The organism is Weissella viridescens (genome assembly GCF_014789145.1).
Classification (GTDB): domain Bacteria; phylum Bacillota; class Bacilli; order Lactobacillales; family Lactobacillaceae; genus Weissella; species Weissella viridescens.
Window position 1 is genome coordinate 131,609 of record NZ_CP061835.1, and the last position, 14,747, is coordinate 146,355.

Annotated in this window: 14 protein-coding genes and 4 tRNA genes; all 18 read left to right on the forward strand. The window is 42.0% G+C overall.

Annotated features, from left to right (window positions below):
• Positions 1-72 precede the first annotated feature (72 nt).
• The 18 genes from IE337_RS00670 to IE337_RS00755 all read left to right on the forward strand — a co-directional run bounded on the left by IE337_RS00670 (position 73) and on the right by IE337_RS00755 (position 14,553).
• Positions 73-486 carry a pyridoxamine 5'-phosphate oxidase family protein gene (locus IE337_RS00670; RefSeq protein ID WP_191136447.1) on the forward strand — a complete coding sequence of 138 codons (414 nt, stop codon included), beginning with the start codon at positions 73-75 and terminating at the stop codon, positions 484-486.
• Between the two features lie 200 nt (positions 487-686).
• A complete protein-coding gene (locus tag IE337_RS00675; protein ID WP_057745039.1) occupies positions 687-1,973 on the forward strand; it encodes a solute carrier family 23 protein in 1,287 nt (428 codons plus the stop codon).
• A gap of 255 nt (positions 1,974-2,228) precedes the next feature.
• Complete coding sequence (gene atpB, locus IE337_RS00680; protein ID WP_057745042.1) at positions 2,229-2,936, forward strand: F0F1 ATP synthase subunit A; 708 nt, start codon at positions 2,229-2,231, stop codon at positions 2,934-2,936.
• A gap of 42 nt (positions 2,937-2,978) precedes the next feature.
• A complete protein-coding gene (gene atpE / locus IE337_RS00685; RefSeq protein WP_057745045.1) occupies positions 2,979-3,203 on the forward strand; it encodes a F0F1 ATP synthase subunit C in 225 nt (74 codons plus the stop codon).
• 29 nt (positions 3,204-3,232) lie between these two features.
• Complete coding sequence (gene atpF / locus IE337_RS00690) at positions 3,233-3,748, forward strand: F0F1 ATP synthase subunit B (protein ID WP_191136448.1); 516 nt, start codon at positions 3,233-3,235, stop codon at positions 3,746-3,748.
• Positions 3,748-4,293: an ATP synthase F1 subunit delta gene (gene atpH / locus IE337_RS00695; protein ID WP_057745051.1), complete on the forward strand. Its 546-nt coding sequence runs from the start codon at positions 3,748-3,750 to the stop codon at positions 4,291-4,293. The genes atpF and atpH overlap by 1 nt, the downstream gene beginning before the upstream one ends.
• A 43-nt stretch (positions 4,294-4,336) precedes the next feature.
• Positions 4,337-5,848, forward strand: a complete 1,512-nt coding sequence (gene atpA / locus IE337_RS00700; RefSeq protein ID WP_057745054.1) for a F0F1 ATP synthase subunit alpha — start codon at positions 4,337-4,339, stop codon at positions 5,846-5,848.
• Positions 5,849-5,863: 15 nt separating this feature from the next.
• Entirely contained in the window at positions 5,864-6,739 is an 876-nt protein-coding gene (locus tag IE337_RS00705; RefSeq protein ID WP_057745057.1) for a F0F1 ATP synthase subunit gamma, read from the forward strand.
• Positions 6,740-6,780: 41 nt separating this feature from the next.
• Positions 6,781-8,187 carry a F0F1 ATP synthase subunit beta gene (gene atpD / locus IE337_RS00710; protein WP_057745060.1) on the forward strand — a complete coding sequence of 469 codons (1,407 nt, stop codon included), beginning with the start codon at positions 6,781-6,783 and terminating at the stop codon, positions 8,185-8,187.
• Between the two features lie 16 nt (positions 8,188-8,203).
• Positions 8,204-8,626 carry a F0F1 ATP synthase subunit epsilon gene (locus IE337_RS00715; RefSeq protein ID WP_057745064.1) on the forward strand — a complete coding sequence of 141 codons (423 nt, stop codon included), beginning with the start codon at positions 8,204-8,206 and terminating at the stop codon, positions 8,624-8,626.
• 347 nt (positions 8,627-8,973) lie between these two features.
• Positions 8,974-9,624 carry a deoxynucleoside kinase gene (locus IE337_RS00720; protein ID WP_057745069.1) on the forward strand — a complete coding sequence of 217 codons (651 nt, stop codon included), beginning with the start codon at positions 8,974-8,976 and terminating at the stop codon, positions 9,622-9,624.
• Positions 9,625-9,643: 19 nt separating this feature from the next.
• Positions 9,644-10,930, forward strand: a complete 1,287-nt coding sequence (serS, locus tag IE337_RS00725; protein WP_072152372.1) for a serine--tRNA ligase — start codon at positions 9,644-9,646, stop codon at positions 10,928-10,930.
• 139 nt (positions 10,931-11,069) lie between these two features.
• Positions 11,070-11,151, forward strand: a tRNA-Leu gene (locus IE337_RS00730).
• A gap of 7 nt (positions 11,152-11,158) precedes the next feature.
• Positions 11,159-11,231: transfer RNA gene (locus tag IE337_RS00735), tRNA-Thr, on the forward strand.
• 29 nt (positions 11,232-11,260) lie between these two features.
• A tRNA-Arg gene (locus tag IE337_RS00740) sits at positions 11,261-11,334 on the forward strand.
• A 39-nt stretch (positions 11,335-11,373) separates the two neighbouring features.
• Positions 11,374-11,447: transfer RNA gene (locus IE337_RS00745), tRNA-Arg, on the forward strand.
• Between the two features lie 129 nt (positions 11,448-11,576).
• Positions 11,577-12,056 (forward strand): CtsR family transcriptional regulator, encoded by a 480-nt coding sequence (locus tag IE337_RS00750; RefSeq protein WP_082625990.1) that lies wholly within the window; start codon positions 11,577-11,579, stop codon positions 12,054-12,056.
• Between the two features lies 1 nt (position 12,057).
• Complete coding sequence (locus tag IE337_RS00755) at positions 12,058-14,553, forward strand: ATP-dependent Clp protease ATP-binding subunit (RefSeq protein ID WP_191136449.1); 2,496 nt, start codon at positions 12,058-12,060, stop codon at positions 14,551-14,553.
• Positions 14,554-14,747 lie beyond the last annotated feature (194 nt).

Here is a 14,747-nt window from a genome sequence, read left to right on the forward strand (position 1 = left end):
TTTTGCATTTCTTACAATATTAAAGTGATAAACTGGTAAAATAGAAGTATAAAAACGAAAGAGGGATTTATCATGGCAGATTTTAAAGAATATGTAGCTGAAGCTAAACAATTATTGGTATTGGCGACAGCTGTGGCTGACCAACCATCAGTCCGTGTCGTCGGTTTTGGTCAGGATCCAGAAGTGCCTAATCGTTTCTACGTCGTTTCAAAACCTGATGTCGCTAAGGTTGCACAGATTCAAGCTAATGACAAAGTGGCCTTTACCACAATGCCAGGTGCTGGCGGTAAGCGTATGTCATCTAATAAGGTGACGGCCAAGATTTCAGATAAAACATGGCCAGAGATCGAACCTTTGTTTGCTGATAATAAAGGATGGCACTCTGGGCACCCACATCCTGAAATTGAAACCATCTTAGAATTGGACTTTGATTCAGTGCTTTTGGATTCATTTGTTGAGGCACCTGAAGCGATTGAATTTAAATAATTGTCACTTGTGCTCTTAAAACGGTTAACGTATACTCAATAGTAATGAAATGTGTCTTTAATTCAGCCCAGTGAGACTGAAAAGTTCAAATAGTCGAGTCCTGCTTTTTGCGTGGCGTAAAATCGATTTGAATTTTTAAGCTGGTGTTGTTGTAAACGACACCAGCTTTTTTAGGCGCAAAAATAGGAGGAAGTTTTAAAATGGCAGAAAACCAAAAGGATGTCGTTTTGGATGTTGATGATAAGCCCAAATTTGGACAGTGGATTGGACTTTCATTGCAACACATGTTTTCTATGTTCGGATCAACCGTGTTGGTACCGTTACTTGTTGGCTTGAACCCTGGAATCGCATTGTTCAGTTCTGGTGTGGGAACACTTTTGCATATCTTGATTACGAAGAAGGAAATTCCTGCATACATGGGATCAAGTTTCGCCTTCATTGTGCCAATGATGTCACTGATGAAAACAACCGGGTATCCTGGTGTTGCTGCGGGGGTTATCTCAGTCGGGGTGATTTACTTAATTATTGCTGGAATTGTAGCCATGATTGGGACAAATTGGATTGATCGTCTTTTACCACCAATCGTGGTGGGCCCAATTGTCATGGTGATTGGCTTGTCATTGGCGCCTTCTGCGGCCCAATCAGCCACGTTGTTGAATGGCAAGTATGACATTCGTGTCTTTATTGTGGCCATGCTGACTTTGGGTGTTACGATTTTCTTCAACATGAAGTTAAAAGGATTTCTTGGTTTAATTCCAATTTTGCTTGGAATTGTGGTTGGATATATCTTTGCCGTCCTCTTTGGCTTGGTTGATTTCCAACCAGTTATGCAATCAAAATGGTTTGCCTTACCAAACTTTGAAATTCCATTTGTGAACTACCAACCACATATGTATTGGAATGCCATTATTGTAATGGCACCACTGGCGTTGGTAACGATTACTGAACACATGGGTCACTTGATGGTACTAGATGACTTAACTGGTCGTAACTACTTTAAAGAGCCTGGATTGCAACGTACGCTTGCAGGTGATGGGGCTGCGTCAATCTTTGCGGGATTAGTTGGCGGACCTTCAGTAACGTCATACGGTGAAAATATTGGGGTTATGGCGATTACCAAGGTTCACTCGGTCTACGTTCTGATGGGGGCAGCGATGTTTGCGATTCTGTTCTCATTCGTTGGTAAGCTTTCTGCATTGATTCAATCAATTCCAGGAGCAGTGACTGGTGGAATTTCATTCCTCTTGTTCGGCGTGATTGCGGCATCTGGGTTGCGTATCTTGGTTGATAACAAGATTGATTTTGATAAGAAGCGTAATTTGATGATTGCTTCTTCAGTTTTGGTTATTGGAATCGGAAATGCTTACTTACAAGTTGGATCTGGTTCAGAAGTTGTTCAATTTTCAGGAGTTGCAATTGCAACTGTTTTGGGAATTGCTTTGAACTTGATTTTGCCAAAAGAAGCAGCGTCTGAAGCTGATGTGTAAGTGCTTTGCTTACGCTGAATAAGGATAGAAAGGGCTTACATATCTGTAGGCCTTTTTTTCTTATAAAAAAAGTTTGTGAAAAAAATCGCTAAAAGCATTGATGCTATCAACTTTCTAATATTCTTGGACAAATTTTGGCATTTTAGTCATTGAATTGCCAAGCAAATGGGCATAATATAGTGGTGTATTGCAGATGTGTGTGTGTTTCGGCGCCCGTGTGTCGGCGATTAAATTGGGAAAAGGAGGTAACGTTCTGTGGACGAAAAAACCGCATCATTTGTTATTGCGGGACTGAAATTTGATCTGCCGGTTATCATTTCGATTACGGTGGCTATGGCGTTGGTATTTATTATCTGCGTTTGGATGGCTCATCGTCTCACAATGAAACCAACTGGTAAGCAAAATGCGTTAGAAATGCTGATCGAATTCACAAATGGGATTGTTGACGGCAATCTCCCTAATCAAACGGGTCGTGAGCTAAAATTCTTCTCATTTGTACTATTCGCATTTGTGTTCGTAACAAATCAGTTAGGTTTAATTCTTCATGTGAATGTTGGAGGCGTGACTTTCTTAAAGAGTGCCACCTCTGACCCGCTGGTTGCATTTACCTTAGCGCTGATATCAATTGGGTTGTCCCATTTTTTGAGTGTTGATAAGGGTGGATTCAAGAAGTACGTAAAAGGCGTATACTTTAGTCCATATGCCGCGTTGATGCCTATCAATGTCATTGATCAATTTACGAGCTTTATGACCTTAGGGCTTCGACTCTTTGGAAATATTTTTGCCGGTGAAATTGTGATGGGCTTGATTTGGGAATTAGCCAAATCATACGGTATCCTAACCATGGTGCCAGGACTCATTTTGGCAGTCATTTGGATGGCCTTTTCATTCTTTATTGGTGCTATTCAAGCATATGTTTTCGTCGTTTTGACCAATGTCTATGTTGGCGAAAAATTAGAATAGTTGTCTAGTCGTTTTTTATATAAATCTCAGGAGGATGTTTTCATGACAGGAAGTATTGCAACAATCGGTGTAGGTCTTGCCGCAGCTGGAGCCGCCATTGGTGGAGGTATCGGTAACGGACTTATTATCTCAAAGATGCTTGAAGGGATGGCACGCCAACCTGAACTTGAAGGAAAGCTACGTTCAAACATGTTCATTGGTGTTGCGTTGGTCGAAGCCGTGCCAATTATCACTATCGCGATTGCGTTCATGTTGTTGAGTAAGTAATTCAGTTATTGCGTGGAGGCCAACTAATTATGTTAAATCAAGTATTTTTCGCTGGTGCTAGCGATGGGTTGGCTTTGGGGAATATGTTATTTTTGTTAATTGCCTTTGTTATCCTAATGCTGCTTCTTAAGAAGTTTGCATGGGGACCGGTAGTTAAGATGATGGATGACCGTGCAAATAAGGTTGCTCACGATTTGGATTCTGCAGAAGATGCGCGCCAGCAAGCTGAAAAGCTTTCAAAGGAGCGACAAGAACAATTGACGGCAGCCCGTACTGATGCCAACAAGATTGTCGCTGATGCGAAGAAGTCAGCTGATGCACAAGGTAAGCAAATTGTTGCTGACGCCCAAACAAATGCACAAACACTAAAAGATCGTGCTGCAACCCAAATTGAACAAGATCGTTCAGAAGCAATGACATCTGCTAAAAATGATGTTGCCGACTTGTCGGTAACAATTGCACAAAAGATTATTCAAAAAGAATTAAAGCTGGATGATCAGAAGGCATTGATTGATGCTTATATTGATGGGTTAGGAGAAAAATAATGGCCAAATTAACGAGCACCACAATTGGTAAACGTTATGCAAAGGCTTTATTTGAACTAACAGAACCAGAAGGAACGATTGATGCGACTTTAGCTGAGCTAATGTCAATTGGATCCGTTTTTTCTGAAAATCCAGATTTAATGTCAGTTTTGACTTCAGTTAACATTCCTGAACCAGATAAGCAGGCTTTGTTAAAGAGTCTAGAACAAGGCGCAAGTACTTTTGTACAACGTCTTTTAGACTTAGTTTACGAAAATCGACGCATTGCCGATTTACCAATGATTATTAAGCAATACAAAGTGCTAGTGGATCGCCATAACCAGGTTGTTACAGCTAAGGTTACGACAGCAATTCCATTAGATGATGCGCAAACGGCGCGTTTGTCTGATAAATTGAAAACATTATTCAAAGCAAAGCAGATAGTAATTGAGAATAATGTGGATCCAAATATTATTGGTGGCGTAAAAATTGAAGCAAATGATCGCGTTTTAGATGGCACGATATCGACAAAGTTAGCAAATATTCGCCAAAGCATTACTGACTAATAGAAAAGCACGAAAGAATTAAGTAGAAGGAGGAACTGTTGAAATGAGCATTAAAGCTGAAGAAATCAGTTCTCTCATCAAAGAGCAATTAGCCAACTACGAAGATAAGCTAGATGTCAAAGAGACAGGAACTGTTACCTATGTTGGTGACGGTGTTGCCCGTGTCGATGGCTTAGATAACGCCCTTGCTGGCGAACTAGTGACCTTTGAAAGTGGCACTTACGGTATGGCACAAAACCTTGAATCAGACGATGTTGGAATTATTATTTTGGGTCGTTATGATGATATTCATGAGGGTGATACCGTTACTCGTACAGGCCAAGTTATGGAAGTGCCTGTTGGTGAGGAACTCATTGGACGTGTTGTAAATACGCTGGGTCAACCAGTTGATGGATTGGGACCAATCCATACGACAAAGACTCGTCCGATTGAAGCCAAAGCCCCAGGGGTTATGGATCGTCAATCGGTTTCAGAACCTTTGCAAACTGGAATCAAGTCAATTGATGCCTTGGTACCAATTGGCCGTGGTCAACGTGAATTGATTATTGGAGATCGTAAGACAGGTAAAACGTCAATCGCGATTGATACGATTTTGAACCAAAAGGATCAAGATGTTATTGCAATTTATGTTGCAATTGGTCAAAAAGATTCGACAGTTCGAACACAAGTCGAAACTTTGCGCCAACTCGGTGCCTTGGATTATACAATCGTTGTGACTGCTGGACCTTCTGAACCAGCACCGCTATTGTATTTGGCACCATATGCTGGTGCTGCCATGGGTGAAGAATTCATGTACAACGGTAAGCATGTGTTGATTGTGTATGATGATCTATCAAAGCAAGCAACAGCTTATCGTGAGCTGTCATTGATTCTTCGTCGTCCACCTGGTCGTGAAGCCTATCCTGGTGACGTGTTCTATTTGCACTCACGTTTGCTAGAACGGGCTGCTAAATTGTCAGATGAATTGGGTGGTGGTTCAATGACCGCTTTGCCAATCATTGAAACCCAAGCTGGAGACGTTTCAGCCTATATTCCAACGAACGTTATTTCTATCACCGATGGACAAATCTTCTTGGATGCTGACGCTTTCTATGCTGGTAACCGTCCAGCCGTTGATGCGGGAACATCTGTTTCTCGTGTTGGTGGAGACGCTCAAATTAAAGCCATGAAGAAGGTTGCGGGAACGTTACGTTTGGATTTGGCATCATATCACGAATTGGAATCATTTGCGCAATTCGGCTCAGATTTGGATTCAGCAACGCAAGCTAAGTTGGCGCGCGGTCGTCGTACCGTTGAACTACTTAAGCAACCATTGCATGCACCAATGCCTGTTCAAGATCAAGTTATCGTTTTGTATGCCTTGACGCATGGCTTCATGGATGATGTGGCGGTTGACGATATTCCACGTTTCGAATCAGAATTAATTAGCGCAATGCATGCCTCACACAGTGATTTAGTCGATACGATTGTGCAAACATCACAACTACCTGATACAGACCAGTTGGATGCAGCAATGAAGCAATTCAAATCAACATTTACTGCAAGTGAGCAATAGTAAAGGAGGGCAATTATGGCAGCTTCTTTGCAAGAGATTCAACACCGTATTGAGTCCACTAAAAGCACGCGTCAAATTACAAGTGCGATGCAGATGGTTTCAACGGCAAAATTGTCTAAAATTCAACGCTCTGGGAATGGATACCGTGTGTACGCACAACGTCTTTCTGATGTTGTCGCCCATTTAGCGGCCGCTAACATTTCCAACGTAAAGGGGACTTTGCTAGATAAGCGTGACGTTAAAAAGGTTGGCTTTCTAGTTATTACCTCTGATCGTGGTTTGGTTGGGGGTTATAACTCAACATTGATTAAAGCGGTCATGAGTGAATTAGAAGCGCGCAACTTATCAAAGGATGATGTTGTGATTCTCGCCGTTGGTGGAAATGGCGCAGATTTCTTTAAGAAGCGTGGTTTCAACGTTGCTTATGAGTATCGTGGCGTATCTGATGTTCCTGATTTTATGGAAGTGCGCGATATCGTTCGGATGGTGACATCAATGTACGATAACGAAGTTTATGATGAGCTTGTGATTGCTTATCAACACTTTGCAAGCCGGATTTCAAATGAAATTGAAATGGAACAAATTTTACCCGTTGATACGACAAAATTAAATGCTGATAGCAACGAGATGAGTGCAGAGTATGATATGAATCCATCACCTGAAAAGATTTTGGAAACGGTCTTGCCTCAATATGCCCAAAGCTTAGTCTATGGGGCGATTTTGGATGCCAAGACTGCTGAACATTCAGCCTCTGTTAACTCGATGTCTTCAGCATCTGACAATGCTAAAGACGTGATTGATAGTTTGGAATTGCATTATAATCGTGCGCGTCAAGCTGCTATCACGACTGAAATTACCGAAATTACCGGTGGTATGGCAGCGCTTGAATAGCTGTCGCCAAGGTGCGTAGCAGTTACAGAAAGGAAACGACAATGAGTACCGGACAAATTGTTCAAATCATTGGGCCTGTGGTCGATGTTGCTTTCCCATCAGGAACAGAATTGCCTGCTATCAACAATGCCTTAAAGGTTGATCGTGGGGCAGACAATGAAGACCTTACAGTTGAAGTGTCTTTGGAACTTGGAGATGGTGTTGTTCGTACAATCGCCATGGATTCAACTGATGGTTTGCAACGTGGCATGCAGGTTACCGATACAGGGGCACCAATCGAAGTCCCTGTTGGAGATGACACACTTGGACGCATGTTCAATGTGTTAGGTGAAACAATCGACAAGGGTCCACAATTTGGACCTGATGCCGAACGTATGCCAATTCATCGTGAGGCACCCGCCTATGATGAACTTGCGACTTCAACAGAAGTCTTGGAAACAGGAATTAAAGTTATCGATTTACTAGCCCCTTACATTCGTGGTGGAAAGACCGGATTGTTTGGTGGTGCTGGTGTTGGTAAAACTGTTTTGATTCAAGAATTGATTCATAATATTGCACAAGGGCACAATGGTATTTCTGTTTTCACTGGGGTCGGAGAACGAACTCGTGAAGGAAATGACATGTACCACGAAATGAAAGAGTCAGGAGTGCTTAAGCAAACGGCCATGGTTTATGGTCAGATGAATGAGCCTCCTGGTGCACGTATGCGTGTTGCTTTGACTGGTTTGACCATGGCGGAATATTTCCGTGATGAGAAACATCAGGATGTTTTGTTGTTTATCGACAACATCTTCCGTTTCACCCAAGCTGGATCTGAAGTGTCAGCCTTGCTAGGTCGTATTCCATCTGCCGTTGGTTACCAACCAACGTTGGCAACTGAAATGGGACAATTGCAAGAGCGAATTACGTCTACTAAGAATGGTGCGATTACATCAATCCAAGCTGTTTATGTCCCAGCGGATGATTATACTGACCCCGCTCCGGCAACAACATTCGCCCACTTGGACGCCACAACTAACTTGGAACGTTCATTGACGCAACAAGGTATTTATCCAGCCGTTGATCCATTGGCATCTACGTCAACAGCCTTAACGCCTGAAATTGTTGGTCAAGAACACTATGAAGTTGCGACTGAAGTGCAACACACATTGCAACGTTATCGTGAATTGCAAGACATCATTTCTATTTTGGGAATGGATGAATTGTCTGACGAAGAAAAGACAATTGTTGGACGCGCGCGTCGTATCCAATTCTTCTTGTCACAACCATTCTCTGTTGCGGAAACCTTTACTGGAATCCCTGGAGAATACGTTAAGGTGGAAGATACAGTTCGTAGCTTTAAGGATATTTTGGACGGTAAGTATGACCAATATCCTGAAGATGCGTTCCGTAACGTTGGTGCAATTGAACAGGTTCCAGAAAAAGCCAAGCAAATGGCTCAAAATTAGATAGGCGGAGTTGACCATGGCAGAAGATAAACATAGCTTTAAAGTAGCCGTTGTCACGCCAAATGGTGAAGTTTATGACTATCCCAATGCAACATTAGCCATTTTGCATACGACTGATGGTGAATTGGGGCTCATGGCTAACCATAATCCGGTTATCTCGGCATTGTCGACAAACGAAATGAAGATTGAAAATAAAGACGAAAATTATGAAGAGCGCCTAGCGGTTAACGGTGGTTTCGCTGAGTTTTCAAATAATACATTGACGATTGTTGCAGATGCAGCTGAAAAGGCGGAAGAAATCGATGTTCATCGTGCCGAAGAAGCGCGTGATCGAGCTCAACGTCGACTTCGGGAGGCACACGATCAACGTGATCAGCAACTTGCTGAAGCAGCGTTGTTACGTGCGGTGACGCGAATTCATGCGGCAACTGGAAAATAAATTAATATCAAGGGTTTCTCTATTGATAGGGAAACCTTTTTTATTTGGGTGTATACTAGAATGTAGAAAAGGGCTGTAATAAAACCTGTGATCTATACAATGAAAAAGCATTTAGAATTGTTTCATGCATGATTCTCAGGCAACTGGCTACCATGACTGTGATTTTTTGTGCTGTTCAAACAACAGGTGGTGTTGAAAACACAAAACATCAGCTTACGCTGGAACAATATAATCAAGTGATTAAGGACCAGTAGCAAAATTAGATTCGGTGACAAAACTATCCCGAACGTTTCAATTTTTTGGTAGAATGGTAAACATAGTATTAGCGAGAAAGTAGGACGGAATCAATGATTGTATTATCGGGAACAATTGGAGCTGGTAAAACCAGTCTCACCACAATGCTAGCTGAGCATTTGGGTAGCAATGCCTACTACGAATCAGTGGATGACAATCCAATTTTGCCATTATTTTATGATGATCCAAAACGCTATGGGTTCTTATTGCAAAATTATTTTTTGAATAAGCGTTTGGAAAGTATCAAAGAGGCACAGACAAGTCCTTTGAATGTGATTGACCGTTCCATTTATGAAGATCGTCTTTTATTTCAGCTAAATGCTGATTTGGGACGTGCGACACAAATTGAAGCCAGCACGTATAGCGACTTGTTGAACAACATGATGGAGCAAGTTGATACATCCTCCGATGCACAAACGAAGGATCCAGACTTGCTGATTCATATTTCGGTTAGTTTTGAGACAATGCTTGAACGGATTAAGCGGCGTGGGCGTGATTTTGAACAAATTGAAAATGACCCATCACTGTATGAGTACTATAAGGAACTCACCGAACGTTATACAAAGTGGTTTGAAGCGTATGATCGATCACCTAAGTTACAAATTGACGGTGATAAATATGACTTCGTTGAAGATGAAGCCGCAGCTCAAGCAGTCTTAAAGCAAGTTGATGATGCTTTAGCTGAGTTAAATCTAAAGGCCTAATGCCAAAGGAGAAGAGTAGATGATTGATTTAAAATATATCCGTAATAATCCAGAATTCGTTAAAGAACGTTTGGCAACTCGTGGAGTTGATCCAGAACAAATCGATGAATTGCTAGCAGCAGATGCAAAGCGTCGTGAAATTTTGGTCCAAACTGAAGAACTAAAGGCACGTCGTAATAAGGTTTCTGATGAAATTGGTCTTAAGAAGCGTAACAAGGAAGATGCTTCAGATGTTATTGCTGAAATGCAAAGTGTTTCTGCCGAAATCAAGACTTTGGATGAACAAGTTGAGCAATTGGATGAAAAGATTGAACACATCGCATTGCGCTTGCCTAACATGCCAAATGAATCAATTCCTGTTGGTCCAGATGAAGACGCCAATGTTGAAGATTACAAGGTTGGTGAAACCACAACCTTTACCTTTACACCAAAGCCACACTACGAAATTGGTGAAGATTTAGGTATCTTAGATTTCGAACGTGCTGGTAAGGTTTCAGGTTCACGTTTTGTTTACTACGTTGGTCAAGGGGCCCGCCTTGAACGTGCTGTTTATAACTTTATGTTGGACGAGCATGAAAAAGAAGGTTACACCGAAATGATTCCACCATACATCGTCAAAGACGAAGCAATGTATGGAACTGGACAATATCCAAAATTCCGTGACGATGCTTACCGTGTCGGTGCTGAAGAAGGAATGACGTTGATTCCAACGGCGGAAGTGCCATTGACAAACTACTACCGCGATGAAGTGATTGATGCTGATAAGCTACCAATTTCAGTCACTGCTTTGACTCCAGCCTTCCGTGAAGAAGCTGGATCAGCTGGACGTGATACGCGTGGGTTGATTCGTATGCACCAATTCAACAAGGTTGAGATGGTTAAGTTTGCCAAGCCAGAACAATCATACGCTGAACTAGACAAGATGGTGGCTAACGCTGAAAATATCTTGAAGAAGCTTGATTTGCCATATCACGTTATCACGCTTTCAACAGGAGATATGGGATTCTCAGCTGCTAAGACACATGATTTGGAAGTCTGGATGCCTGGGCAAGACCAGTATCGTGAAATTTCATCTGTTTCAAATACAGAAAGTTTCCAAGCGCGTCGTGCTCACATTCAATATCGTGATGAAAATGGTAAGTTGCAATATGTCCACACATTGAACGGTTCAGGTTTGGCCGTTGGACGTGCAGTTGCTGCTATTCTTGAAAACTATCAAAATGAAGATGGAACCGTCGATGTACCTGAAGTATTAGTACCATACTTTGGTGCTGAAAAGATTGTCCCAGAATCAGAATTGCATTAATCAAAAAAAGCATCGCCCATGTTGGCGATGCTTTTTTGATGTTTTAAAAATTAATTAGTAAAAAACGTTGACTTTGTTTGGTGGGCTTGGTATGATAATTAAGTTGTTTCAGGGAGTACCTTGAAAAAACAAATGCCATGCGGATGTGGCGGAACTGGCAGACGCGCTGGATTTAGGTTCCAGTGCCTTCGGGCGTGCAGGTTCGATTCCTGTCATCCGCATTTTGATGCCGACTTAGCTCAGCTGGCAGAGCACTTCACTAGTAATGAAGGGGTCGCTGGTTCGAATCCAGTAGTCGGCATTTTCATATTTATCATATGAATGGTATTTGCACCTATAGCGCAATTGGATAGAGTGTCTGACTACGAATCAGAAGGTTGCAGGTTCGACTCCTGCTAGGTGCATCACAACGAATTCGTTCGTTGTTTATAATTGAATATTTTGCACCTATAGCGCAATTGGATAGAGTGTCTGACTACGAATCAGAAGGTTGCAGGTTCGACTCCTGCTAGGTGCATATCATTCAAAAAACCATCAAGGTCCTTGATGGTTTTTTATTGTCGTGTTTTTTGAGTTTGACTAATGTTGACATTAAATCGATAGATGCTTATAATTATTGTCAATCTTAGTCAAAGGAGGCATGATGATGGCTGATCGCAGTATGGCTGATTGCATCGAAGATTATTTAAAAGAAATCTTACGTGACGTTGATCAGGTTGAACTAAAACGTTCTGATATTGCAACGCGTTTCAACGTTGTGCCTTCGCAAATTAACTATGTCATCAAGACACGGTTTACTTTGCAAAATGGCTATTTGGTTGAATCAAAACGAGGTGGTGGTGGTTACATCCGTATCTCAAAAGTGACAGTCGGACCAGATGCGCATTTTATAGAAGCACTTTTGCAAGATTTACCAAGTCAGGTGACGGTGAAACAGGCTAATGATATTTTAACGTGTCTCACACGGGAGCATGTCTTAACTGAGCACGAGAAGTGTTTAGTGCAGACATTATTGAGTAAGGAGACATTAGAAGTGCTGGCCATGCAAGATGCACAGGCACAGTTACGGGCACGTTTATTGAGTCAACTACTAAATCGGTTACGATTTGAAAGTGAGCGTGAATAATATGGAAAAAGAATTAACAGATAGCGCCAAGACGGTTTTAATTTTAGCGCAAGAACAAGCCAAATACTTTAGACACCAGGCTGTCGGGACAGAACATCTTTTGTTGGCCTTAGCCATGGAACGTCAAGGAGTTGCTGGGAAAGCCCTTGAAAAGGCTGGCGGATATGAAGATGAAATCCGTGAAGAAATTGAATTGAACATTGGTTATGGTAATTTGAATCGTGAAGCTGATGCTGGTTACCTTCCTTATTCTCCGAAGGCAGCAGAAATGTTGCAAATGGCAGCCCAACAAGCTGATGAATATGGACAAGAACGCGTTGGTACGGAAGATATTTTGTTAGCGCTTTTGTCAGATGAAACAATTTTAGCGACCCGAATGTTACATAACCTCGGGGTTAACAATGCCGAATTACGACGTTCATTGATTAGCCAACTTGGCTTAACGCCTAAGGAACGCAAGCATGGTCGCCAAAACCGTGGTAACCGAAACCAAGCCGCCCAAGAAGAGGGAACCCCATTATTGGATTCACTGGCTCGTGACTTAACGGCCCAAGCCCGTGAAAAGAAAATGGATCCTGTGATTGGACGTGATGAAGAGATTAAGCGTACGATTCAAATCTTGTCACGTCGAACAAAGAATAACCCAGTCTTGATTGGGGAACCTGGTGTGGGTAAGACAGCCATTGCTGAGGGCTTAGCCCAAAAGATGGTGGCTCATGAAGTACCAGATGATTTAGCAAACAAGCGTTTGATGATGCTTGATATGGGTTCACTGGTAGCCGGAACAAAATTCCGTGGGGAATTTGAAGAACGTGTTAAAAAGATTATTGATGAAGTTCGTGAAGATGGACATGTTGTATTGTTCATTGATGAATTGCATACCTTGATGGGTGCTGGTGGCGCCGATGGTGCCATTGAAGCATCTGATATTTTGAAACCAGCTTTGGCCCGCGGTGAATTGCAAACTATTGGTGCAACCACTTTAGATGAGTATCAAAAGTATGTTGAAGCTGATGCAGCTTTGGAACGTCGCTTTGCCAAGGTTCAAGTTGAAGAACCTTCTGTTCCTGAATCAATTGAAATTTTAAAGGGTCTCCGTCCACGTTACGAAGAATACCATCAAGTTGCAATTACAGATAAGGCAATCGAAAATGCTGCAAGTTTATCAGACCGTTATGTCAGTGATCGATTCTTGCCAGATAAGGCAATTGACCTAATGGATGAAGCGGCTGCTAAGGTCCGCATTGAAGAATCTGGTCACAAAACGCCTTTGGCGATGCTTCAAGATGAATTGAAAGAAATTCAAAAGACTAAGACGCAAGCGATTGAAGACCTTGATTTTGAAACTGCGGCAAAGTTACGTCAAGACGAATTGGATCAACGTGCTGCGATTGAAGATTATCAAGCTAAGCATGCAGCTCCGGAAGGCGCTAAACCTCAGTATGATTTGAAGGTCACAGAGCATGATGTTAATGAAGTACTTGCAGAACAAACAGGGATTCCTTTAACGCAAATGGAAGAATCTGAGCAACAACGGTTGCTTAATTTGGAAAAGGTATTACATGAACATGTTGTTGGTCAAGACGAAGCAATTTCTGCTGTATCACGTGCCATTCGACGTGCCCGCTCTGGATTGAAGGATCCAAACCGTCCAATTGGAACCTTTATGTTCCTAGGACCAACTGGAACTGGTAAAACAGAGCTTGCTAAGACATTAGCTGAGGCGATGTTCGGTTCGAAGGAGAATATGATTCGTGTCGACATGTCTGAGTATCGTGAAGCTTATTCATCAAGTCGTCTAGTCGGATCTGCTCCTGGTTATGTTGGTTACGATGAGGGAGGACAATTGACCGAACAAGTTCGTCGTCACCCATACTCTGTCGTTTTGTTGGATGAGGCAGAAAAAGCACATCCAGACATCTATAACTTGATGTTACAAGTCTTCGACGAAGGTTTCTTAACAGATGCCAAGGGTCGTAAGGTCGACTTTAGAAATACCATCATTATCATGACATCAAACCTTGGGGCAACCAGAATTCGTGATGAAAAGAAGGTTGGGTTCGGTGCAACGTCGGCTAGTGATGATTATGAAGCGATGAAGCAAATGGTTAATGAATCAGTGAAGGAATCATTCCGACCTGAATTTATTAATCGAATTGATGAAGTTGTGGTCTTCCACAGTTTGACGAAGCCTCAAATCCATCAAGTGGTTAAGCTAATGGCTGATGAATTGTTGGATCGTGTTAAGGAACAAGGTGTCGATGCTAAGATGACACCTGCTGCCATCGATGTTGTAGCCGAAGCCGGTTACGATGAAGAGTATGGTGCACGACCAATCCGTCGGGCATTACAAACACAGGTTGAGGACAAACTTTCTGAAGAGTTACTTTCTGGTAAAGTAACAACTGATGATCAGGTTGTGATTGGCGCAAAGCAAGGGGCCATTACAATTACAGTCAAAGCAAAAAATAAGGCAAAAACACCAGTTGAAGCCTAATTTGATAAAAAGCAAATGAAGATGCACTGCCCTTGTCTTTGTTTGCTTTTTATTGTACAATATCAATTAGTTTTAATTGTGTATAAAAAATGTAGCTCGGTTGGAAATATTGTCCCAATCAAGTTAACGAATAGAAAGACGGAAGCATTTTTAAAAAATTGGGGATGCTTCTTGTCTTTTTTGCGCTTAAAATG

Excerpts from the sequence above, each read along its gene's own strand:
- IE337_RS00670 (WP_191136447.1), top strand. The coding sequence starts at position 73 with ATGGCAGATTTTAAAGAATATGTAGCTGAAGCTAAACAATTATTGGTA.
- IE337_RS00675 (WP_057745039.1), top strand. The coding sequence starts at position 687 with ATGGCAGAAAACCAAAAGGATGTCGTTTTGGATGTTGATGATAAGCCC.
- atpE (WP_057745045.1), top strand. The coding sequence starts at position 2,979 with ATGACAGGAAGTATTGCAACAATCGGTGTAGGTCTTGCCGCAGCTGGA.
- atpF (WP_191136448.1), top strand. The coding sequence starts at position 3,233 with ATGTTAAATCAAGTATTTTTCGCTGGTGCTAGCGATGGGTTGGCTTTG.
- atpH (WP_057745051.1), top strand. The coding sequence starts at position 3,748 with ATGGCCAAATTAACGAGCACCACAATTGGTAAACGTTATGCAAAGGCT.
- atpA (WP_057745054.1), top strand. The coding sequence starts at position 4,337 with ATGAGCATTAAAGCTGAAGAAATCAGTTCTCTCATCAAAGAGCAATTA.
- IE337_RS00705 (WP_057745057.1), top strand. The coding sequence starts at position 5,864 with ATGGCAGCTTCTTTGCAAGAGATTCAACACCGTATTGAGTCCACTAAA.
- atpD (WP_057745060.1), top strand. The coding sequence starts at position 6,781 with ATGAGTACCGGACAAATTGTTCAAATCATTGGGCCTGTGGTCGATGTT.
- IE337_RS00715 (WP_057745064.1), top strand. The coding sequence starts at position 8,204 with ATGGCAGAAGATAAACATAGCTTTAAAGTAGCCGTTGTCACGCCAAAT.
- IE337_RS00720 (WP_057745069.1), top strand. The coding sequence starts at position 8,974 with ATGATTGTATTATCGGGAACAATTGGAGCTGGTAAAACCAGTCTCACC.
- serS (WP_072152372.1), top strand. The coding sequence starts at position 9,644 with ATGATTGATTTAAAATATATCCGTAATAATCCAGAATTCGTTAAAGAA.
- IE337_RS00750 (WP_082625990.1), top strand. The coding sequence starts at position 11,577 with ATGGCTGATCGCAGTATGGCTGATTGCATCGAAGATTATTTAAAAGAA.
- IE337_RS00755 (WP_191136449.1), top strand. The coding sequence starts at position 12,058 with ATGGAAAAAGAATTAACAGATAGCGCCAAGACGGTTTTAATTTTAGCG.